The following is a 21985-nucleotide window of genomic DNA, read 5'->3' on the forward strand; positions in this document are numbered from 1 at the left end:
CGGTCGGCGGAGCTGAAATGTTCCAGTTGATCGCGCCATTCTTCCAGGATCTCTACGAGCGCACGGGCCTGAATTTCATCGTCTTCTACGACAGTTATGAATACGAGCGGTTCCTGTCCGGCGTCAGCGTATCGCTGCAACTGATATTCTGGTCGATTGTCGTGTCGCTGGTGATCGGCGTGGTGGGGGCCTGGGCGCAGAACGCCCGGTCTCCCATCCTGCGCGGACTGATGGACGTCTATATCCAGGCATTCCGCAACACGCCGCCGATGGTCCAGCTCCTGTTCTTCTATTTCGCTCTCGGCACCTTCACACCGCAGGTCGACATGGGAGGCTATTACCAGCCGCTGATCTCTTCGTTCATGTGGGCGGTCATTTCGCTCGGCATTTTCGGCGGCGCCTTCAATGTTGAGATCTTCCGCGCCGGCCTCGAAGCCGTGCCGGAATCGACGAAGGAGGCCGCAGAGAGCCTGTGCATGAGCAAATGGCAGACATACTTATACGTCACTTTGCCGCTGGCATTCCGCATCAGCCTGCCGGCGCTCACCAACAATCTTGTCAGCTTGGCCAAGACCACCTCGCTCGCCTACGTCATCGCTGTCCCGGAGATGACCTCCACGTTGAACCAGGTCTGGTCTGCTAACGTGAACGTGCCGGAGATGATGCTGCTTCTGTTCCTCTTTTACGTGCTCGTCGTGTCGCTTCTGGCCAGCGCGCTCCACTTCATCGAGCGCAGGCTTGCCCTGCCGGGATACGGGCAATGAGCGGCGACGCTTTCCGTCTAGACGCCCGTCGCTTCGGCCAAGGCAGCTTCTGCTCGCGCATCCATTGGCGGCATGGCCTCTGGCTCGGCCTGGCCTTTTTCGGCTCACTTGCCTTCGCCTATGCGCAATCGGAACCCGAACAGCAGGTCCCATCGGCCATCGCCACGCTGATCCTATGGCTGCCCTTCATCCTCAAGGGCTTCGGGCTCAATCTCCTGATGAGCTTCATCGCCATGGCCGCCGCGACCGTTCTTGGGATCGGATTGGGGCTGCTGCAGGTCAGCCGTTCGCCCCTGTTGCGAGCGCCCGCGTGGTTCGTGACGCATCTGTTCCGCAACTCACCATGGCTGGTGATCCTGTTCATGATCATGTTCCTGGTGCCGTTCGAGATGCGTCTGCCCGGCGGCGAAACGGTCAGGATACCGGACTGGGTCAAGGCCACGTTCGCCTTCTCGCTGCCGGTGATGGCCAATATCAGCGAGATCCTGCGCGGCGCCATCAATTCCATCCCCAAGGGCCAGTGGGATTCCGCCGAGAGCCTGGCCTTTACGCGCGGCCAGACATTGCGCTGGATCATCCTGCCTCAATGCGTCAGGCGCGCCATCCCGCCGTGGATGAACTGGTATGCGCTGCTGGCGCTGGCGACTCCGATGGCCTCGATCCTTGGCGTGCGCGAGGCGGTCGGCAATGCCCAGGCGGCCATGGAGGCGGCAGGCGCGCGCCCGGAATTGCTCATCCCGTTCTATCTTTTCCTGCTGTGCCTGTTCTTCGCCTACATCTACCCGATCGCAATCTGGACGCGGAAGCTTGAGCGAAAATATGTTGTTGCAAACTAATTCGAACGCCCGCGGAGCGAACCCGCAAACGAACTGGTCGCCGGACATGCCGATCATATCGCTGCGGGACGTGCACAAATCCTTCGGCGCCGTCGAGGTGCTCAAGGGGATCAGCTTCGATGTCCGCAAAAGCGAGGTGATCTGCATCATCGGCCCGTCCGGCTCGGGCAAGTCGACGCTGATCCGCTGCATAAACGGCCTCAACAATATCCAGAAGGGCTCGATCAAGGTCGAAGGACAGGAGGTGAACGACCCGAAGCTCGATCTGCTTGCCCTGCGCAAGAAGGTCGGCATCGTCTTCCAGCAATACAATCTCTTCCCACACAAGACGGCCCTGCAGAACGTCATGATGGCGCCGGTCCTGGTGTTGAAGGAGCCGAAAAGGGAAGTCGAGGAGCGGGCCCGCGCGCTGATCGCCAAGGTCCGCCTGCAGGGAAAGGAGGACGCCTATCCGGGAGAGCTTTCGGGCGGTCAGCAGCAGCGCGTCGCCATTGCGCGCAGCCTGGCGATGCGCCCCGACATCATGCTGTTCGACGAGGTGACCGCCGCGCTCGACCCCGAGACGGTGAAGGAGGTGCTGCTCACAATCAGGGAACTCGCAGCCGAGGGCATGACCTGCATCCTCGTCACCCACGAGATGGGTTTTGCCCGCGAAGTCGCGGACCATGTCTATTTCACCGATCGCGGCGTGATCGTGGAGCACGGTCCACCCGATCAGTTCTTCACCAAGGCAACTGACCCGAGAACGAGGCAGTTCCTGAGCCAGATTCTTTAGGATCGTAGGAGTTTTGGTCCAAAGCTTTCGAGCTATGGACCCGGGACACATGAACAGACAGGCCGGCGACGGCGGCGTGCGGGCGACCCTATCCGCGCGGTCGATCGTGCTTGGCCAAAAATTCGGCAGGAGAAAGAAATGAACGGGCCGGAACCGGGGACCATTAGCAGGGATCCGCTGCTGCAGCCGCTGACCATCAAGAAGCTGACGTTGCGCAACCGCATCATCAGCACCAGCCATGCCTGCGGTCTCGAAGTCGGCGGAATGCCGCAGGAAGCATACCAGCGCTATCATGAGGAGAAGGCCAGGGGAGGGCTGGCACTTTCGATGTTCGGCGGCTCGTCCAACGTCGACCGCGATTCACCCAACATCTTCCGCCAGCTCAATGTTGGCACGGATGCGATCATCCCCCATCTCCAGCGCTTCAGCACGCGCATGCATGATCTCGGTGCTGCCTTGATGTGCCAGATCACACATCTGGGCCGCCGCGGCGATCCATATGCGGGCGACCGGCTCTCCACGATCGGTCCCTCGCCGGTGCGCGAGACCCTTCACCGCAGTATCCCCAAAGAGATGGACGAGCACGATATCGACCGTGTCGTGAAGGCCTATGCGTGCGCTGCCCTGCGTTGCAAGGAAGGCGGGCTGGACGGGATCGAGACCTTGGCGGCCGGACATCTGATCGGCCAGTTCCTGTCGCCGGTGACCAACCGCCGAACCGACCGTTTCGGCGGCTCGCTGGAAAACCGCCTGCGCTTCGGCCTCATGGTGCATGAAGCCATTCGAAAGGCAGTGGGGGACGACTTTCTCGTCGGAATGCGCGTCGTGGTGGATGAGGGCCCTGACGGCGGGTTGGGCTTCGAGGAATGCGTCAAAGCGGCCCTGATGCTCAAGGAGGCGGGGGCCGTCGACTTCTTCAACGCCATTTACGGCACCATGGATACCACACGCGCGCTGGCCGAGGAGAACATGCCGGGCATGGGCTCGCCTCTGGCGCCTTGGGTCAAGCCGGTCGGCGCATTTCGTTCGGAAGTCGCACTGCCCGTGTTCCATGCCGCGCGCATTGCCGATGTCGCTTCCGCACGCTTCGCCGTAGTGGAACGCATGTTGGACATGGCGGGCATGACACGCGCCCAGATCGCCGATCCTCATCTGGTGGAGAAGCTCGCCAGCGGGCGCGAGACCGAGATCCGGCCTTGCGTCGGCGCAACGCATTGCCAGTCGCCATATCGGCCCTCCTGCCTGCACAACGCCGCGACCGGCCGCGAACTGACACTGCGCCATGTGATCGAGAAGGCACAGGGACCGGCGCGAAAGGTGGTCATCGTCGGTGGCGGGCCAGCCGGTCTGGAGGCGGCGCGCATCAGCGCGGAGCGGGGCCATGCCGTTTCACTCCACGAAGCGGGTAGCGACCTTGGCGGACAGATCCGCATCGGCGCGACCGGCTCCTGGCGACGCGATCTCCTAGGCGTTGTCGAGTGGCGCGCGGCCGAACTGCAGCGCCTCGGCGTATCGGTCCACACCAACAGCTATCTGGAAAGCACCGATATCGCCGCTCTCGAACCGGATGTCGTCATCCTCGCCACGGGCGGCCTGCCGCAGATCGACCTACAGGAGGGAGCGGATCTGTGCCTTAGCACTTGGGACGTCCTGACCGGACAGGTTCCGCTACAGGGCGAAGTGCTGATCTATGACGGAACCGGCCGGCACCCGGGCCCGCTTGCCGCAGAGCAGGCCCGGCAAGCGGGTGCCGAGGTCATCTACGTCTCGATAGACGCACAGCTGTCGGAGGAGCTGACCTATGCTGAACGCCTGCGGTGGAAAAAGCGGTTCCTGCAGATCGGCGTGAAGCCGGTCTTCGAGAGCCGGCTTTTCGCCGTTAGGCGCCGGGATAACCGGCTGGAAGCAAGCTTTCTCAACGAGATCTCGCGGGAGGTGACGAGCGTCCTGGTGGACCAGGTCATCGTCGAGCAGGGCAGCATCCCAATGAACGATATCTATTTGGAGCTTCGTCCCCAATCGGCGAATGACGGCGTCACAGATCTCGACGCCATGGTGAAAGCGGCGGCCCAACCACGCCTGCGGGACAGCGGCTTTGAACTGCACCGCATCGGTGACGCCGTTTCGAGCCGGAACATTCACGCCGCGGTGCTGGATGCCTTAAGAATATGCAGCGCGCTATGACTGTTGGTACGGCGGTGTCAGCGACCGATGGCGTCGAGAAACTGATACCAGCCCGCGACGGTGCGAACCGCCGGCTCGCGCAGGAAATAGAACGGGATGGGTTTTGGACCATCCCGTTCGATGAGACCAAGGTCCGGCTTATCCCCCAGCATCAGGTCGACGACGCGACTGCCCATGAGGCTCGACAGGGCAATGCCGGCTCCGTTGTAGCCCAGCGCAAAGCCGGTCCGCTCATCGAGCACGCCGACCTGCGGCAGGCTATCCATGGTCATCGCCACGAGCCCGGACCAGCGATGGGTAATCGCGGTGCCGGCAAGCTGGGGGAATATGTTCTTGAGCGCTCTTTCGAGAGCCTGGAAGGCGGAAGCGGAGTCCTCGCGCCCGAAAGCGCCGCGTCCGCCAAACAGCATCCGGTCGCCGGCAGGGCGGAACCAGCGCATCATGCGGCGTGTCTCGCTGTAGCTTCGGCCATGCGGCATGAGCGTGGTGCGAAGCTTGGGGCCAAGCGGTTCCGTCGCGATCATGGCGCTGCGGAAGGGAATGACCGTTCCGCGCACCGGCGCCGTGGCGGCCGTGATGTCGGAATAGCCGTTGGTGGCGATCAGGACATGCCGGGCGATGACTTCGCCTTGCGCCGTCGTCAAAACGGCGCGGTCGCCGTCCTTGTTGCGCGCCAACACCGCCGAATGCTCGAAGATTTTGCCGCCGTCCGCATGCACCGCGGCGGCAAGCCCGCGCGCATAGCTCAGCGGATGGATGACGCCGGCATGGGTCGAAAGCACGCCGCCGACGAAATCGGCCGAACCGGTTTCCTCCCGTACCTGGTCGGCACCGAGTACGGTCAGGCTGGTGTCGCCGAACATGTCCCGCGCCGTCTCCGCCTCGGCCACGAGCCGCGTCTGGGCAAGGTCGTTGTGCGCGCAGCGCAGGTTGCCGGTCCGGGCAAAGCCGGCATCCGCGATCCCCAGCTCTTCGATATTCCGCTCGACACAATCCATCGCGTCGTGACCGATGCGGTGCATGCGCCGGGCTATTTCGAGATCATGGTGCCGGGCGATGTCGCTTAGCGAGACACGGAATTTCGTGGAAACGACTCCGCCGTTGCGGCCGGATGCGCCCCAGCCGATCTCGGCCGCTTCCAGCACGACCGGGTGCAGGCCGCGTTCGATGGCGCGCAACGCGGCGTTAAGGCCGGTATACCCGCCGCCGATAATGGCGATGTCTGCATTGACCGCATCGGAGAGCATGACCGGGGCCGGCGCGGGCAAGGCCGTTTCCCGCCACAGCGATCGAGGATGCTCGATCTCGTTCATCGCGCCGTGGCTCCCTCCTTGCTCGTCAGCCGCCGAATTCCGCTTCGACCGCATCGGCAAGCGCGGCGAGCGTCGCGAAATGGAAATCGGGCGTGGTCACTTCGCCCGGATGCGGAGTGCCGCCATAGCCTTCCTGGTGCATCCGCCGCTCGATCCAGCAGGCCTTGTAACCGAGCGAGCGGGCGACGCCGATGTCATGATACTGGCTCTGTGCGACGTGCAGTATGTCTTCCTGGCGATAGCCGAAGGCGGATTGCCGCCCGAGATTATGCGAGAAGAAGCGCGGGTCAGGCTTGGCGCACCTGGCGTCGTCCATTGTAACGGCGTCATGGAATGGGTTCCCCAGCGTGTGCGAGTAGGCACTGAAGGCGACGCGGTCGGCGTTCGTCATCGCGACGAGGCGAAAATGCCGGCGCAACCGCTTGAGCGCCTCGGCGGAATCCTCGAATGCCGGCCAGCGCAACACCGCGATCTGGAAGGCGTCGGCCGAGCCTCCGTCGACAGGCAGATCGAGCTTACGCGCCACATAGAGATAGACCTCCGCCATAACCTGGCTGGAACGGCCGGGATGCTCGACACGTGCATCCAGATAGGGGGCGAAGAGGTCGTCGTCGCTCAGCCCCTCTGCGGCCTTTCCGCCGATCTGGCGGAAGGCGTCGAGTATCCCCTTCTCGAAATCGATCAGCGTGCCCACGACGTCGAAGGTCAGGAGTTTGAAATCCTTGAAGGGCATTCGGCGGTTCCTCTTTGCGGTTTCAAGTCGACCTTCCCGGGAAGGTTAAGATGCAATCAACAGCAGGACGGCCGCCCCCGCAATTCCACAAATGGTAACCGGGGAGGTTACATATTGTAATGGCACGGCTTCGCCACCTGCTTCCCTCGTTCAATGCGCTTGTCACCTTCGAAGCTGCGGTGCGCTGCGGCACCTTTGCCCGCGCCGCGAAGGAGCTCTGCGTCACCGGCCCCGCGGTCAGCCGGACCATCGGGCGGCTCGAAGCGCACCTTGGGCTCGTCCTTTTCCACCGCACGGGCGCGGGCGCCGTGCTGACGGAGGAAGGAAGCGCACTTTTTTCCGGCATTTCGGGCAGCTTCGACTCCATCGAAAAGACATTGCTGCGGGTGCAACAGGCACGGCGCTCGGGGGTACAAACCGTCGTTCTGTCGGCCTCGTCGGCCTTCGCAACACATTGGTTCATGCCCAGGCTTGCCGACTTCCAGGAAAGGTTCCCAACGGTTGATATCCGCTTCCAGCTCATCAGCGGACCGCTTGGCGGATCCGTGAATGGGGCCGACATCGCCATGCGCTTCGACCATGGCAGCGGCCCCCGCCATGTTGCCCGCGCAGTCATGCCGGAGCTGCTGGTTCCAATCCGCGCTCCCCACTTCCGCGGTGCGGAGGCATCTGCCGGTGCGTTCATGCCGACCGTTGATCGCATAATCAATCTCAGCACCGCCGGGCCGGATTGGTCGGGGCTGTTTTCCGATGATACGCCAGACGAAAGGCCGGGCGGGCTGCAATTTTCGGACTATACGGTCGTGGTTCAGGCTGCCCTGCTTGGGCAGGGTGTCGCGCTCGGCTGGCTCAACGTCGTCTCACATCTGCTGGCTCGCGGCGATCTTGTGCCGGTCGGACAGGTCAAGAGGACCGGCCGGACATGCGAACTGGTCACGACTTGCAACCCCGAAACGCCGGTCATCGTCGAGATCTGCGATTGGATCGGCGCCGAGTTCGATGCCGATCTGGCACGTATCAATATGCAATATCCCGACCTCGGACTCGGCGCTTTTAAGTGATGGCGCCGTCACTGCGGAGCAATGCCTGTAGCTGAAAATGGTGACGCTTGATGAAATTGAAGACAGCCAACATTTATCTCATTCAGAGCGGAGGCATTCGGCCGGTACTGCTCGAACTGATAACCGATGACGGCGTGACAGGAGTCGGCGAAGCTGGGCTGGCCTACGGCCTCGGCGGACTGGCAGCCACGGGCATGCTCAAGGAGATGATCGAGCGCTACCTGGCGAACGGCCAGGGGCCTTTCGGCGTGCAGAGCCTTTGGGCGGAAATGTACGACCACAGTTTCTGGACCAAAGGCGGCGGGCCGGTGGTCTTTTCCGCGATGAGCGCCATCGAGCAGGCCTTGATGGACATCAAAGCCCGCGCTTTGGGAATTCCCGTATATGAACTTCTGGGCGGCCGCATGCGCGACGGACTGCGCACCTATGCAAATGGCTGGTACTTCGGTTGCACGTCCGACAGCGATCTGCCGAAAGCCGCGGTTGGCGCAGTGACAGACGGTTATGGCGCCCTTAAGTTCTATCCTTTCGCCACCATTTTGCCGGACGGCAGGTTGCGTCACCCCTCGCTGCGCGGGGCGAGCGAGCCAGAGCTTGTCCGACAAGCGATTTCGCGCGTTGCCGCAGTCCGCGAAGCGGTGGGGCCAGAGGTGGAGCTAATGCTCGATCTGTCCGCCGGGGCCACTCCCGACGACACGATACGGTTCTGTCATGCGATCGAGAAATTCGACATCACTTATGTGGAGGAGCCGGCCGATCCGGGCGACATCGGTTCGCTCATCAAGGTCGCAAACGCCCTCTCCCAGAGGGTGGCGGTCGGCGAGCGCGTCTATACCCGGTATGGCTTCCGCGACGTTCTGGAGTCGCGCGCCGTGGACATTCTCCAGCCGGATATCGGCAATACCGGTGGCCTCCTTGAGGCCCGCAAGATCGCGGCTATGGCGGAGGCCTACAGCGTCAAGGTGCAACCGCATATCTGCGCGAGCGCCTTGTCCACCGCGGTCGGCATGCACTTCAGCGCGTCGATCCCCAACTTCTACATTCAGGAGCATTTCCCATACTGGGATCGCATTCCCGGCCACATCGAAGTCCTCGAGGACCCCATCGAGCCGACTTTGAAGAACGGCGTCATACCCATTCGTGATAGCCCCGGCTTCGGAGTGACGTTCAGGCGGGAGGCGCTGAGGGACTGCCTATATCAAACCGTGGCCCTTTAGCCTTCCCACATAAAGGCAGAGCACTTCGTAAGCGCTTATTGCGTTTGAGAGAAAATACGGACATGTCGTTGTTCGAGAGATCCAGTTCTGGCGCACTGGGGCGCAGCCCCACGCATGATCCGAGGGCCCAGGACCGACATTCAAACGCACCTACAGTAATGTGCCTTGCACTGGCGTCGCCAGAATAAGGATCTGGGTTCCGGCTTCGGCACCATGACCAGTTGCTCGTCGGGGGAACCCGCTGCAGCGTCCTGCCCTCGCGCAAAACCGGGGCGGATTGTCACGGGTTGCCAGCGCAGTCCCACATCAATTGCAATCTACGAGCAGATGAGTGATTTCGATGGTCCGCTGCCCCGCTTTCGATTTTGGCAGGCCAATGGCAGCGGGTTGCGATCAGTGAATGCCGACCTGCGCGTTTGGGGACACCGGCGAAGCGTGATGGACGATCTCCACGCGGTTGCGGCCGTTCCGCTTTGCTTCGTACAGCCGCTGGTCGGCATGGCGGTAGAGTTCGCTGAAGGATGTCTCGCGGTCGAAGGTGACGCCGCCGACGCTGACCGAAAGCCTGCAGCTTTCCTCGCCGAGATTAAGTTCGGTAGCCAGCACTTCCGTGCGGATGCGGTTGGCGACAATGCCTGCGCGGTCGGGGCTGACGCCAGGCAGGAATACGCTGAATTCCTCGCCTCCGATGCGCCCGAATATGTCGAATTCGCGCAGCGCCTGCCTGATCGCCTGGGCGATGGCCTTGAGCGCCTCGTCGCCGCAGACATGCCCGAAACGGTCGTTGATCGTCTTGAAGTGATCGATGTCGATGACCAGGAGCGCACCGGAATGCCCGGCCTCCTGGGCGGCGATGCGATCAAGATAGCGGTCGACCATGGCCGTGAACGCCCGGCGGTTCAAGCATGAGGTGAGTGGGTCGGTCGAGGCGACGACCATGAGTTCGCGATGCGCTATGGCCAGTTCGCGCTGCTTGCCGAGCAGATAGCCGAAGAATGGCGGGGCGAGCAGCAGGGGAATGATCACATTGTTGAGCGGCTGTGAGCCCCAGCGCCAGGTGCCGGTCTCGAAGGAATAGCTGTCGATGCCGAAGGCAACGGCGATGCAGCACAGCGTGCCGAGTGTGCTCAAAATGACGATCCGCCCCCGGCCCACAGCGGAAAAGTCTAAAAATTGCTTGATCATCTTCGTTTGCGGTGCCCGGCCCATCCAAGGCGCGAGCATAGCCGACGAGGGTTAACTCAGTCTTTGCGCCGACCGGCGCTTTTTAAGAGATCGCGCAGACCGCCTCTTAGCCAACCGGAGCGGCGGTCGCTTTATGGCCGGTTCAAAACTCTGCCACCTCGCCCCCAGCGGATGCATTGAGGCGTTCGGCCCCACAGGGCAGGGGATTGACTATTCGGAGCGGATCCGGTGATCAGGTCAGCGATCAAATGGCACGCCCGGGAGCCTATGCCGTCTCAACGCCGATCGGCACGACAAAGCATGAAATCCTAGGAGCCGGCAAGGTGGTGCCGATTCCAACGCAAGGCGTGGACGTGTATCCCTTCCACACCGGAGGCTTTCCTGCGCGGTTTATCCGCCGCGCACGGGATCAGCCTACCGGTTTTTGTTTTCATCTGGAACAAGCATTCGACCGCCCAGTTCTAAGGCTCCAGTGGGTACTGGCTGGTAAGCCAAGGGCCCGCCGCTCGTTCGGCTCACTTCAGCGGCGGGTTCTTCGCGTCCCGCCTTGCGTTCTCAAAGCCGGCGTCTGTTCGGAGGCGTTTGCTTTTGCGTTTCAGCGCTTTGGAGTAGGGAAATGCGAAGCAGTGGCCACCACGTCGCGCTCGATAATGCTGTCGACATAGTTCGAGGATCGGCCCATCCGGTCGCGGTCGGGAAGTTGGCGCATTTCCGGGAAGCCGCCGCGCACGACGAGATCGATGATCTCCGGTCGATCATAGGAGCGCGGTTTGGGGAGCAAAGGTAGTGGATTTTTCGGGTCAGCTGCGACCGCATCAAGAATGCGGCATGGAGCTGCACGATAAATCTCGGCGGTGCTGAACGGACGTAGCGTGAGCGTCGTGACTCGGCCTGCAAGGGAGTCGTAAGCCTTGCCGGATGTGAAAATATCGGCTGATCCGGTCAGCACGAAGTGGCCGCGGCGGTTGTCTTGGTCGACGATGCGCTTAAGAGCGAATGTAAGTTCTGGGAGGCGCTGGACCTCGTCGATAACGACGGGCAGGGCAGAATCCTTAGCCTGGTCAGAGAGCGCCTTGAGCTGGTTGCAGGGATCCTCTTCCAGCGAGCGCCGGGCCGCGTCATCGTCCAGCGTTACGTAGGCCGCAGACTTCAGGAGATCGCGGACCAAGGTTGATTTCCCCTCTTGCCGGGGGCCGACTACGTTCACGATCCGGCTGTTTGCTAGGCTATCGGCGTAAAAGGCATGGTTTGTCCAGCAGAAACCACGGTTAGACTGCTTACGAATCGGCTATCGGCATACTCGCAGATCTGCGATTAGACAACACGGGAAAATGCTATTAGCGTGACCGCAAAATTCCTGTTAGGTGGCGTGCAATTTGACTTTGGTCCGCCCAGCCCCCTAGCTGGGGGTCAAAGTTCGGCGCTTGTTCACAGATTGACTGAGCGGACTATTCCCGGCGGCCCCGTCGGCCAACTCCGCTCGTTCTCTCGGCGCAACAGCACAAGCTTAGACTGGCAGCCGACCCTCATCCTACCGTGCCGGCGTGCCTCGCATCCATGGCGAGATCTTGGCGCATCCGATCAAGTGCTCGCGGAAGCTGTCGACCATCCAGCGCGTCGCCGGCCCCGGCGGGTTGGCGGAATGGTGGAGCATGAAGAGCGGCCGCGCCACGACAGGGTAAGAGGGAAGGTCAAGTGCTATGAGACGACCCGCCGCGATGTCGGGATGGACCATAGAGGCCGGCAGACCGCCCCAGCCGAGACCGGCCAGGATCAGCGCATGCTTCATGCCCATATCGGTCAGGCTCCAGGTCTTGAAGGACAGGACGCCGAAATCCTTGCCCTTGGTGTGCTCCGTCAGGTCGGCAACAACGAGCTGAATATGCTCGCGGACGATTTCCAGCGGAACGGGCGGCTTCGCCTCGGCGAGCGGATGACCGGGTGCCGCGACCGGCACCATCGCCGTCGTGCCGATCTCCGTGGCGATGACGAGATCATCCTTAAGCGCCAGCTGGCCGCCAATGCCAATGTCGGCTTGGCGATTGGATACAAGATCGAAAACCGCGCCGAGCGCACCGGCATGCAGATGCACGCCCACGGTCGGATAGTGCTGCTGGAATTCCTTGAGCACATGGACCAGCGCCACATCGGGCACCGTCACATCGACGGCCAGCGAGATCTCTGCTTCGAGCCCCTCCGACAGGCCGCGCGCCCTGGCGCGCAGGCCCTGCAGCCCGGCGACGACCCGGCGCGCATCCTCCAGCATCGCGTTGCCCGCCTCCGTCAGCCGCGGCTGGCGCGTACCCTTGCGCTCAAAGAGGCTGACCTGAAGCTGGGCTTCCAGATTGGCGATCGTGTAGCTGATGACCGATTGCGAGCGGCGGAGCTTGCCCGCGGCCGCCGAGAATCCGCCGTTATCGGCGACGGCGATGAAGACCTGCAACTGGTCGAGGGTGGGATTCGCATCCATCTAATTTCTCGATAAGAAGGACCAATATTTTCCCTGTTTTTTTGATCGTCGTCCAGATCCATTTTTCGCTCCGAACGAAGCGTTCCGGGAAATCCGGGTATTTGCAAAGCAGAATTGGAGCACCAGAATGTCGAAAATCCTTCTCGTTACGTCCAGCCCACGCGGCGAAGCGTCGTACTCCACCCGCGTCGCAAAGGAATTGGCCGGAAATCTGCAGGCCAAGGCACCAGGTGCCACGATCGTGCATCGTGACCTCGCTGCCGATCCGCTGCCGCACATAGGCTCGCAATTCGCAACGGCGGTAAAGGCGCCGGCCGATCGCCTCACCGAAAAGCAGGCCAAGCTGCTTGCTGGTTCCGATGCGGCGACCAACGAGCTGCTCGCCGCCGACGCGGTGGTGATCGCCGCAGGCCTCATCAATTTTGCAATCCCTTCGACGCTGAAGTCCTGGTTCGACCATGTGGCGCGGGCGCACAAGACGTTCCGCTACACGGCAGAGGGGCCGGAAGGGCTCGCCAAGGGCAAAAAGGTCTATGTCGTCATCGCCTCGACCGGCATCTACACCAATGGCAGCCCCGCTGCGCCGCTCGACAATGCGCGCCCCTATCTGAAGACCATACTTGCCTTCATGGGTATGACGGATGTCGATTTCGTCAATATTGAGGGCGTGGGCCTCGGCCTGGAGCCCGATGAGGAAATCCTGCAGCGTGCGCTTGGCGCGGCAAACGGGGTGGAGCTGTCTACCGCTGCCTGATTATGGATCGTTTCCGGCCCCATGGTTTGGGTTCCCCGACGCGCTGGATGTCTCCCGTTCGGGTTTCCATGCCTGGCTCAACCGTAGCCCCAGCGCTCGTTCCCGGCACGATGGGATGCTGGTGACGGCAATCGACCGCAGCTTCGAGAGCAATGACCGTACCTATGGTTTTCGCCGCGTCTGGCACGACGTGCTGGCCGAGGGTCCTTCCGTCTTTCCTGCGGCCTGCATCGTATGAACGTCTGATGCGGGAAAACGGGCCGCGTGCCCGCCATCGCCGCCCCCGGATTGCCGAAGGATACCGGCGGGCGCTCGGCAGTGTCGGACAACCTCTTTGACCGCGCCTTCGAGGCGTCGGCCCGAACCAAAAAATGGATCGCCGCCGCCGTCGTCGATCTGTTGTCGCAGCGTGTCGTCGGCTGGGCGATGAAGGCAGAGATGACGGCCCAGCTCGTTACCGACGCCCTCATCATGGCGATCTGGCGCAGAGGCAAGCCCGACAGCCTGCTGCACCACTCCGCCAGGGATCGCAATATACAAGCGAGCAACGGCATACAGGTGCGACTGGTCACGGGGCGTTGGAAGTCAAGCAACGACGATATGCCTCGGCCACCAGTCAATCGCCGGCGAATTGTGATAAAAGGTCTGATGGCACGGACCTCCTCGATCATCCAGGGGCGAGAGGCGTTCGCCCAGCAGAAATGGAGAGAGGCTTACGAGCACCTGTCCGCCGCCGACCGCGGGCAGCCTCTCGAGCCGGCTGACCTGGAACGGTTTGCGACGGCGGCGTATCTCGTCGGTGAGGATGCCCACGCAGCTGCGATCTGGACACGCGCGCATCATATCCTCATCGATCAGGGGAACGTGGAACGCGCCGCCCGATGGGGCTTCTGGCTCAGCCTCCACATGCTTCTCGCCGGCGAGATGGCCCAGGCAATTGGCTGGCTCGGCCGTTCGCAGCGGTTGCTCAAGGACCGCGAAGAGGCGTGCGTGGAGCAGGGTTACGGGCTCATCGTGTCGGGCCTGCTCGCGATGGGCAAGGGAAACATCGAGAGCGCCGGCGCCAGTTTCCAGCAGGCAGTCGCGCTCGCCGAGCGCTTCGAAGATCCCGATCTTCTGGCGCTGGGTCTGCTCGGCCGCGGGCAGAGTCTGATCCAGTCAAAGAAGAGCGCCGACGGCGCCGCAAGGCTCGACGAGGCGATGGTGGCGGTTACGGCGGGAGACGTGTCGCCGGTGCTGGCGGGAATCGTCTATTGCGCCGTCATCCTGACCTGCCAGCGCATCTTCGATCTCCGCCGGGCGCGGGAATGGACCAGGCAGCTCGATGCCTGGTGCGCCTCCCAGCCCGATCTGGTGCCTTATCGCGGCCAGTGTCTGGTGCATCGATCCGAGATCCTGCAGTTGGACGGCAACTGGCAGGGCGCTCTCACCGAGGTAATGAAGGCCCGCGAGCATCTTGCCGAAAGATCGGAAGCCGTCGTTGGGCGCGCCTGCTATCAGCAGGGCGAACTCCACCGCCTGCGCGGCGAGTTTGTGCAAGCCGACGAGATGTACCACGAGGCCGGCCGGTACGGATGTGAACCGCAGCCCGGCATGTCACTGCTTCGGTTGGCCGAGGGCAGGCTTGAAACTGCCGCGGCGTTGATCCGCGGCGTCGCGGATGCTGCCGGCGCGGGATCGTCGCACCCCAAGCTGCTCGGCCCGTATGTCGAGATATTGATCGCCACGGGCGACATCGACGCCGCGCGTGCAGCCGCCGACGAACTGACGCAGATCGCCACGGCAATCGACGCGCCCAGCCTTGTGGCGACCTCAGCCCAGGCCACCGGCGCCGTCCTGTTCGCGGAAGGCAAGATGAGAGCGGCCCTCGCCCTCCTGCGCGAGGCATGGTCGATCTGGCAGCAGCTTCGGACGCCGTACGAAGCCGCACGCGTGCGGGTCCTCATCGGGCAGGTCTGCCGACAACTCAGCGACCGCGAGACGGCGCACATGCACTTCCAGGCCGCGCGGGCCGTTTTCGAACAGCTGGGCGCCGCGCCCGATCTGGCTGAACTCGAACGGCTGACGGCCACCCGCAGCGCCGGTCCCTTCGGCGCACTGACGGACCGCGAACGCGAGGTGCTTTCGCTCGTGGCTTCCGGTGAGACCAACCGGCAAATCGCCACCGCGCTCGGCATCAGCGAGCACACCATTGCCCGCCACCTTAGCAACATCTTCGACAAGCTTGGCGTTACGTCCCGAACCGCGGCCAGCGCATTCGCCCACAAACACAAGCTCGTCTGACCGGCACGACTGGTCAATTTTAACCATATGTCGGCCGACGCCGCGTGGGCAATTCGAGCGATGCGCGGCGTGTCCCCTCCTTCGTAGGATGTTGGTGTTCCAACGAAAAGGAGGATACGATGAACCAGCATCAGGTCTACGGCAAGAACTACAAGGGGACCGCCGCCGAGAACTATCAGCGCTTCTTTGTCCCGGCCATCGGTGCGCCCGTGGCGGACGATCTCACCGCCATCGCCGATCTTCAGCCTGGAGAGCGCGTGCTCGACGTCGCGTGCGGCACAGGGGTGGTGACGCGGCTGGCGGCGGAGCGCGTCGGCGCCACCGGCTCGGTGACCGGCCTCGACATAAACCCGGGAATGCTGGCGGTCGCCCGTTCGGCAACTCCGCCGAACATATCGATCAAGTGGCAGGAGGCGAACGCCGAGTCGTTGCCGTTCCCTGACAATGCATTCAATGTCGTGCTCTGCCAGATGGGCCTTCAGTTCGTCCCCGGCAAGCTCGCCGCGCTACGCGAGATGCGGCGCGTTCTGGAGACGGGCGGACGGGCCCTCATCAGCGTACCCGGGCCCAAGCCGCCCTTGTTCGCGATCATGACAGACGCACTCGCCCGCCACCTCAGCCCGGAGGCCGCATCGTTCGGCGACCTGGTGTTCTCGATGCACGATGTCGACGAGCTCAAGGAGCTCATGCGCAGCGCCGGCTTCCGGAACGTCGATGTCGAGGCAAAGCCCAAAACCCTTCGTCTCCCGGCGCCAGCCGACTTCCTGTGGCAATACATCCACAGCACGCCGCTCGCCGAACCGGCGTCTCAGGCCGGCGAGGCCAAGCGTGCCGCGCTGGAGCGCGAGGTCTGCGAACGGTGGCAGGCGTTCGTGGTGGACGGCTCCCTGTGCCTTCGGGTGGGCATGACCACAGCGACCGCCCTGAAGTAGATGCAGGAGATCGAAACCGTTCGGCAATGCCCCAGGTTCGGGGCAGCGCTCCCGGAGGCGGATGAAACAGCCACCGCGGATGGTTTGAAACTGTTTCTGCGATTAATACCGTCAGTACATGAGCGAGCGGGCGTGCCGCATCGCGATGGCAGCGCCCTGCAGAGCCGCGTCCATGAACCGCGGCAAGGTGGTGGTGCGGGCTCTCGGCATCGCCGCCCTAACGTGCTGGCCCACGCGCCAGGCGGAGGTTTCATTGTCAGATACGGATACAGGAATTCGCGTAGCAGGAGCCTGGATGGCTATCGCCTCTGTTCTCCTGGCAGGTGTATTGGTCGGGCACGGGCCAATTCATCCCGACATGAGCCGCCAGATGGGGTGATGGCGGACGGGTCGATCCGATGGGCGATCGTCCACTGGGCTGCCGCCGCAGCGCTGTCGCTGTTTGCCATCGCAGGTCTTTCCTGCGGCTCCGTTCGCTGCGAGCCGTCCGGCGTGGCCGGCCGAGTAGAGGCGGTGCGGGGGAGGGCGCGCGCCGTCGCGGCCCGCTCGGTGCCGGCGCAGAAGCGGCTGCTGGCCGTCAGAGCTTGCGGTCTATGCGGCTTTGTCTTGCGGCGAGCATCGGGCGGATCGCACGCCTGATCTCTTCCATGAAGCTCGGGCCGAACTGCCGCGCGGCTTCTGATTCGGCTCGAAATAATAGGATCGTTCGGCGATGTCGTAGTTGTATTCGCCGACCGTGATCCTGCCGCGCTTGAACATCGATAGGCCCGCGCGGCGGATTTCGAGCAGCGGAATCTCTAGCGCCACTTGCCCTTGGTAAGGTGGCGTGCCGGAAATCGGCAGGATGACGAGATGGGTTATCTCGCGTTCAGGATCTCGAACCGTGATCGCGAGACAGACGGGGCGATCCTTTTCGGCATTCTCCCGCCTCTCGTCTTGCTGCCAGCGCCAGAGATAGGGATAGCTGACGATCGATCCGCTCGAAAAGCGGTCAGTCATTCTTTCCGGCCTCGTATTCGGCCGACTGGCGGTCAAGCTCGGTCACAAGGATTTTGGCCAGTTTCGGCGGCGTCTCGCCGGCGGTGTAGGCGCGCCGTGGGTCATCTTGGGCTATCAGCCGCTCGAAGATTTCGGCCGAAAGGACGACAACCGAGGCACGGCCATGCTTGGTGAGGATGATCGGGGCGCGCTGCGCCTCGTCATGGTAGCGCCCGAAATGCCGGATAAATTCGGCGGTGGAGACTGACTTGGTCTGCATGTCGGCTCCAGTCTGTGTTTTCTGAATTATACAGAAAACCAGTATAACTGCAAACGGGCCGGAAACGTCCGGCGCGTCGCTGCAATCCGGCTAAGCCTTCGCCTCAAACTCCGACGCCACCGACTCTATCTACAGAGGCGGATCCGCAAACTCGCTGTAAAGTGTGATGACAGGGGAGGCACCGTCGGGAGACGTCACGCTTGAATCGGGCATCTATATCCTTCGCGGCCGCGGCGGGCAGATAAAGCTCGGCGGCAATGGCCGGTTGGTTGGAGAGGGGTCACGATTTTCCTCATGACGGGGCGAATTTCAGTCCAATGCCAATGAGGTCGTGCAACTGTCCCGCCGACGACGGACCATATGCGGGCATTACAATCTACCAGGAACGCGGCAATACCTCTCCTCTGAGCATAAACGGCGACTCCGGCTCGGACGTGAGCGGCTTCATTTACGCCCCGAGCGGGCATGTGTTTTATGCCGGAAATGCTTCTAAGTCCGGGCCGGGGACTGCATTCGGATCGTGGGCACACGATCGAGCTGACCGGAAACGCCAATGTCAGTGCAAATTGTGAGGTCGAGCTTGACGGCAGAGAGATAAACGCCGGTCGCCAAATATCGCTCGTGCGCTAGATGAACTCATTGCCGCAACCGGCCGGATATTTCGTGGATTCGGCCTCGCCGCAGCAAACCGCTTGGCCCAGACCCCGGAAGCGATCTTCTCGCGTCGACGCTAGCGTGGCGTAGCGACAACTGGTTCCGCAGCCGACAATCCAGCGTGATGGCACATGCGCCGCGCAGGTTGACTACTCTGTGGTTCAGGAGATCGTTGGTCCGCGTCTGAGCGGGTTCGTGGTGAGCACGACGTCGGTATCGGAGAGTTGGGCATCCTCAAGGCGGTTGTTGAGTTCGTCGACCCATCTCGCGGGTGTGGCTTGGGGGTGGTGGATGCGGACGTCATCCGTTGACATCCGCCCTTCCGGCGCGCTAAGCGCGTGTTACCGGAAGTCTCACCTCCAGGAACGGTCGCGCCAAAGCTTCTCGCCGACCAAGCAATCATACGGCGAAGGGCTTTGTGCGGCGAGGGCGGGAGGGTTGGCCGCCTCATCCGCTGTCCGCGCCGGCGACGCCGGTGCCGCGAGTTCGAGCACGAGCTTGCGGCGAACGGCTTCCGGAAACTGCGACCAGTCGTTCACCGGGATCATGAAGGCACCGGGCCCGCCGATCACGCAATCGGCATAATACCGGTCGAGATCGCGAATGTCGTAGACGCTCGTCAGGCCGCGATTGGTCATCAGGGGCAATCCGTTGATGGTGATGCCTTGCCTGAGTACAGTGTTCCGCATTTTCTCGATCGGCGGACCCTCGTTGTTGGGCCCGTCCCCGGAAATGTCGATCACCCGTTTCGCGCCGCGAAAGCCGCTCTCGGCAAACAGGTCCGCGCCGAATTGGAGCGCGCCCGCGATCGAAGTGCGGCGCGCGCCAGCCGGCGGATTGGCCGAGAGCTGCCAGGCGACGCGCTCGGCATCCTCGCGCGATGCGATCACCGTCCAGGGCACGACAACGCGTTGCGTCGTGTGGCCCGCCCATTCGAAATAGGTGATGGCAATTCTCCCGTGGGCGCCCTGCTCGATTGCCTGGATCACCCGCTCGTCAGTGAGAGCGGCAGCATAGCCCCTGCGTTGGACCTCGAGCTCCGCCGGCGACATCGAGAGTGAGACGTCGACCGCAAGCGCCAGCTCGACATCAACTGCCTCCGCTGAGCTCGCCTCCCGCACGTAGCCCGAGGTGAACGTGAGTACTAAGCCCACAATCAGGCTTTCCCATACGTGAACCAGGCGGGACATGCTGCAAGAGTAGGCGATAATTCCCGCGCACTGAAGAGGGGACACATCAAACGGTGAAACGGCTGCTCACAATTGCGCGAGCGCTACAGGGCCTTGACAGGAATCTTGGCTGTTGGCGCTCCTCCGTTGGGAGCAGCCGGAGCGGGCGCCATTCCGTCGGCGGTGTCCATCCCGATCTCCGAGGCGTGTGGCGCCATTTTTTATGATCGGTGAATGGGTGCTGCGGACCGCCTGCGGCGAAGCGGCAACCTGGCAACATCCGCTCGCAATCAGCGTCAACGTCTCCGCCATGCAAGTCCATGGAGGGGACTTGCCCGAGCTGGTCGGGCAGTGCTGACAGAAAACCGGTCTCGATGCGTGTTACGCTTATCTTAATGACCAGGATGGGATCAGGCCGGTTCCGTTGCGTCCGCCGTCCATCTCCTCGGCGAAGGCCGCCGACACATCGACCCGATAGAGATTTCCTTCAGGAACTCAATGCGGAGGCTGCCATAAAGCGAGGCTTCGACGTCGCCTTTGATGGGACTTGATCGGTCCAGTCGCCGGCTCGGCCGTTCATCTTTTGGGAGAGTGGCGGCCCAGGCCTGACCGGATCGGACAAGCCCTTCGGCAAATGTCATCCAGGTCTTCTGGATGTCAATCGGCCCGAGCAGCCAGACGGGCCGGCTGCCTGAAAGGGAATCTCGATCAACCGCGCGCCAAGTCGGCGTGAGCAAAGGCGGCTGGTGGGAAACTCCTCTAGAATTTCCGGAAACTCAAAACAGCGGAAGCAGAAGCATCACCAAAAGCATATTTTGCGACCTATGTGTCGCAAAGCTAAGGGTAAGTTGGCCAATGCGCGTGCCACCAGATCGGCATTGGTCAGGCCCGTTCGAGTGCTGTCACCGTCACTCGGGCGGGCCGCCTCAGGCAGGCATTGCACTAGCCGCTGTGCGGAAAACCGGCGGCGGGGCGAGGGATCTATCGCGACGCCGGGCCCGTTCCCAGCCGTGTGTGGATGCATCCTCGCGCGCCTGATTTGCCCCAGGCAGGACTAGACAGGCGTGACAATTGACCAACGCATTGATCATCGCGACCGGCAGTTGCCTGGCCATGGCCGACTTGAAGCGGTTTTGGCGAGGAGCGGTTCACCAAAATCGCGACGGGGAACAAGCTTCGGCCGAAGGCGGCGCTCTACGCTTGGCAACCAGGTCGCCAACAATGCGTGCGGTGACCGGGGCCAGAGTCAGGCCGAGATGGCCATGACCGAAGGCCAGGATGACATCGCTGCCGCCCCGCGACGGTCCGATCACCGGAACTGAATCCGGCATCGATGGCCGGAAGCCGAGCCACGTCCGGTCAGGCTTGCCGAGTTCAGGAAAGATCGATTTCGCGCCGCGTTCGAGTAGCGCAATCCGCCTGGGATTGGCCGGCGCGGAGAGGCCGCCAAGCTCTACCGTTCCCGCGACACGCAGTCGCCCCGCCATCGGCACGAGATAAAAACCCTTGGACGTCGGGCAGACCGGCCGCGAAACCGGCGGCGTCTCCATGTCGAACTCGACATGATAGCCCCGCTCGGTATCGAGCGGCACGCTGTCACCAGCCTGGGCCGCCAGCCGCTTCGAATGCGCGCCGGCAGCGATAATCACTGTTTTCGCTTCGATGTCGAAGGGCGCCGCCGAGACGCGAACACCGCTGCCGGTACGCTCGATGCGCTCGGCTTTGGCGGCGAGGAGCTGAACGCCGGCGGCTCGCCCCGCAATGGCGAGGCGGTTCATCATTGCGGCGGGATCGGTGAGGTTGACCGCATGCGGAAACAGTACGCCCCCGCCTTCGAATGGCGGCAGCTTTGGCTCGAGCGCCGCAACGTCACTGGCCGAAAGAAGCTCCTGCGCAACGCGATGTTCCCGACGCAACGCAATGTCCAAACCAGCCGATGCAAAGGCGGCTTTCGTTTCGTAGAGATACAGGCAACCGTCCTGCCTCAACAGGTGCTCCGCGCCGGTTTCGGCCGCGAGCTCGCGCCAGGCCGGCTGGGCATCCGCCAGAAGCGCGGCGAGCGCGGCGGCGTTCCTCCTCGCCGCATCCGGCAGCGACTGGCGGGCGAAGCGCAGCAGCCAAGGCGCCAGCGCAAGAAGCGCGGAGCGCCGGATCGAGAGCGGACTGTCGCGGTTGAAGAGCAGCGATGGCAGATTGCGCAGCACCACCGGCGTGCCGACTGGGATTACGGCATAATCGGCGATCGTGCCGGCGTTGCCGTGGGAAGCCCCGGACCCCGGCTCGTTGGGTTCGATGATGACGACTTCCCAGCCCTCGCTGGCAAGCCGCAGCGCTGTCGTGAGGCCGATGACCCCAGCGCCGATGATCGCGATTTCGGCCGAGACCCGCTCGGCCATC

19 protein-coding genes and 1 pseudogene are annotated in these 21985 nt (G+C 62.8%); 10 read left to right on the forward strand and 10 right to left on the reverse strand.

The features are described 5' to 3' along the window. Positions 1-17 precede the first annotated feature (17 nt). The 4 genes from MAXJ12_RS24725 to MAXJ12_RS24740 all read left to right on the forward strand — a co-directional run bounded on the left by MAXJ12_RS24725 (position 18) and on the right by MAXJ12_RS24740 (position 4559). Positions 18-764 carry an amino acid ABC transporter permease gene (locus tag MAXJ12_RS24725; RefSeq protein WP_008838789.1) on the forward strand — a complete coding sequence of 249 codons (747 nt, stop codon included), beginning with the start codon at positions 18-20 and terminating at the stop codon, positions 762-764. Beyond that, complete coding sequence (locus tag MAXJ12_RS24730) at positions 761-1600, forward strand: amino acid ABC transporter permease (RefSeq protein ID WP_008838790.1); 840 nt, start codon at positions 761-763, stop codon at positions 1598-1600. The genes MAXJ12_RS24725 and MAXJ12_RS24730 overlap by 4 nt, the downstream gene beginning before the upstream one ends. After that, positions 1584-2375, forward strand: coding sequence for an amino acid ABC transporter ATP-binding protein (locus tag MAXJ12_RS24735; protein ID WP_420492391.1), 792 nt, complete (start codon positions 1584-1586; stop codon positions 2373-2375). Before MAXJ12_RS24730 ends, MAXJ12_RS24735 begins: the two co-directional genes overlap by 17 nt. 138 nt (positions 2376-2513) lie before the next feature. Then, entirely contained in the window at positions 2514-4559 is a 2046-nt protein-coding gene (locus MAXJ12_RS24740) for an NADH:flavin oxidoreductase (protein WP_008838792.1), read from the forward strand. A 17-nt stretch (positions 4560-4576) separates the two neighbouring features. Here the strand turns inward: MAXJ12_RS24740 and MAXJ12_RS24745 are convergent, their stop codons facing one another. Continuing rightward, positions 4577-5872, reverse strand: coding sequence for an NAD(P)/FAD-dependent oxidoreductase (locus MAXJ12_RS24745; protein WP_008838793.1), 1296 nt, complete (start codon positions 5870-5872; stop codon positions 4577-4579). Positions 5873-5897: 25 nt separating this feature from the next. Further along, a complete protein-coding gene (locus tag MAXJ12_RS24750; RefSeq protein ID WP_008838794.1) occupies positions 5898-6605 on the reverse strand; it encodes an HAD-IA family hydrolase in 708 nt (235 codons plus the stop codon). 119 nt (positions 6606-6724) lie between these two features. Between MAXJ12_RS24750 and MAXJ12_RS24755 the strand changes: the two genes are divergently transcribed. Next, complete coding sequence (locus MAXJ12_RS24755; RefSeq protein WP_008838795.1) at positions 6725-7666, forward strand: LysR family transcriptional regulator; 942 nt, start codon at positions 6725-6727, stop codon at positions 7664-7666. A gap of 50 nt (positions 7667-7716) precedes the next feature. Then, the gene (locus tag MAXJ12_RS24760) at positions 7717-8883 is read left to right on the forward strand and encodes a mandelate racemase/muconate lactonizing enzyme family protein (RefSeq protein WP_008838796.1); all 1167 of its coding nucleotides are present in this window, start codon (positions 7717-7719) and stop codon (positions 8881-8883) included. Between the two features lie 393 nt (positions 8884-9276). Here MAXJ12_RS24760 and MAXJ12_RS24765 read toward each other — a convergent pair whose 3' ends face one another. The 3 genes from MAXJ12_RS24765 to MAXJ12_RS24775 all read right to left on the reverse strand — a co-directional run bounded on the left by MAXJ12_RS24765 (position 9277) and on the right by MAXJ12_RS24775 (position 12538). Then, positions 9277-10014: a GGDEF domain-containing protein gene (locus tag MAXJ12_RS24765; protein WP_244421588.1), complete on the reverse strand. Its 738-nt coding sequence runs from the start codon at positions 10012-10014 to the stop codon at positions 9277-9279. Between the two features lie 649 nt (positions 10015-10663). Then, complete coding sequence (locus MAXJ12_RS24770) at positions 10664-11275, reverse strand: ATP-binding protein (RefSeq protein ID WP_157999655.1); 612 nt, start codon at positions 11273-11275, stop codon at positions 10664-10666. A 324-nt stretch (positions 11276-11599) separates the two neighbouring features. Beyond that, positions 11600-12538, reverse strand: a complete 939-nt coding sequence (locus MAXJ12_RS24775) for a LysR family transcriptional regulator (protein WP_008838799.1) — start codon at positions 12536-12538, stop codon at positions 11600-11602. A gap of 127 nt (positions 12539-12665) precedes the next feature. On the opposite strand from MAXJ12_RS24775, the gene MAXJ12_RS24780 reads away from it, so the two are divergent. The 4 genes and pseudogenes from MAXJ12_RS24780 (at position 12666) to MAXJ12_RS24795 (ending at position 16507) form a co-directional block, all read left to right on the forward strand. Next, positions 12666-13292, forward strand: coding sequence for an FMN-dependent NADH-azoreductase (locus MAXJ12_RS24780; RefSeq protein WP_008838800.1), 627 nt, complete (start codon positions 12666-12668; stop codon positions 13290-13292). 37 nt (positions 13293-13329) lie between these two features. Then, positions 13330-13867, forward strand: a pseudogene (locus MAXJ12_RS37040) (DDE-type integrase/transposase/recombinase); the annotation flags it as partial. A 1018-nt stretch (positions 13868-14885) separates the two neighbouring features. After that, positions 14886-15575, forward strand: a complete 690-nt coding sequence (locus tag MAXJ12_RS40375; RefSeq protein WP_478212007.1) for a helix-turn-helix transcriptional regulator — start codon at positions 14886-14888, stop codon at positions 15573-15575. A gap of 119 nt (positions 15576-15694) precedes the next feature. Further along, entirely contained in the window at positions 15695-16507 is an 813-nt protein-coding gene (locus MAXJ12_RS24795) for a class I SAM-dependent methyltransferase (protein WP_008838803.1), read from the forward strand. Positions 16508-17098: 591 nt separating this feature from the next. Here MAXJ12_RS24795 and MAXJ12_RS24800 read toward each other — a convergent pair. The 5 genes from MAXJ12_RS24800 to MAXJ12_RS24820 all read right to left on the reverse strand — a co-directional run bounded on the left by MAXJ12_RS24800 (position 17099) and on the right by MAXJ12_RS24820 (position 21984). Further along, positions 17099-17506: a hypothetical protein gene (locus MAXJ12_RS24800; RefSeq protein ID WP_008838805.1), complete on the reverse strand. Its 408-nt coding sequence runs from the start codon at positions 17504-17506 to the stop codon at positions 17099-17101. Beyond that, entirely contained in the window at positions 17499-17765 is a 267-nt protein-coding gene (locus MAXJ12_RS24805; protein ID WP_008838806.1) for a type II toxin-antitoxin system Phd/YefM family antitoxin, read from the reverse strand. The genes MAXJ12_RS24800 and MAXJ12_RS24805 overlap by 8 nt, the downstream gene beginning before the upstream one ends. 815 nt (positions 17766-18580) lie before the next feature. Further along, entirely contained in the window at positions 18581-18733 is a 153-nt protein-coding gene (locus MAXJ12_RS37750) for a hypothetical protein (RefSeq protein ID WP_157999656.1), read from the reverse strand. Between the two features lie 39 nt (positions 18734-18772). Further along, entirely contained in the window at positions 18773-19609 is an 837-nt protein-coding gene (locus MAXJ12_RS24810; protein WP_008838807.1) for a DUF1194 domain-containing protein, read from the reverse strand. Between the two features lie 1127 nt (positions 19610-20736). Next, positions 20737-21984 carry an NAD(P)/FAD-dependent oxidoreductase gene (locus tag MAXJ12_RS24820; RefSeq protein ID WP_008838809.1) on the reverse strand — a complete coding sequence of 416 codons (1248 nt, stop codon included), beginning with the start codon at positions 21982-21984 and terminating at the stop codon, positions 20737-20739. Position 21985: the final 1 nt, after the last annotated feature.

Origin of the sequence: Mesorhizobium alhagi CCNWXJ12-2 (genome assembly GCF_000236565.1) — a bacterium.
Taxonomy (GTDB): Bacteria; Pseudomonadota; Alphaproteobacteria; order Rhizobiales; family Rhizobiaceae; genus Allomesorhizobium; species Allomesorhizobium alhagi.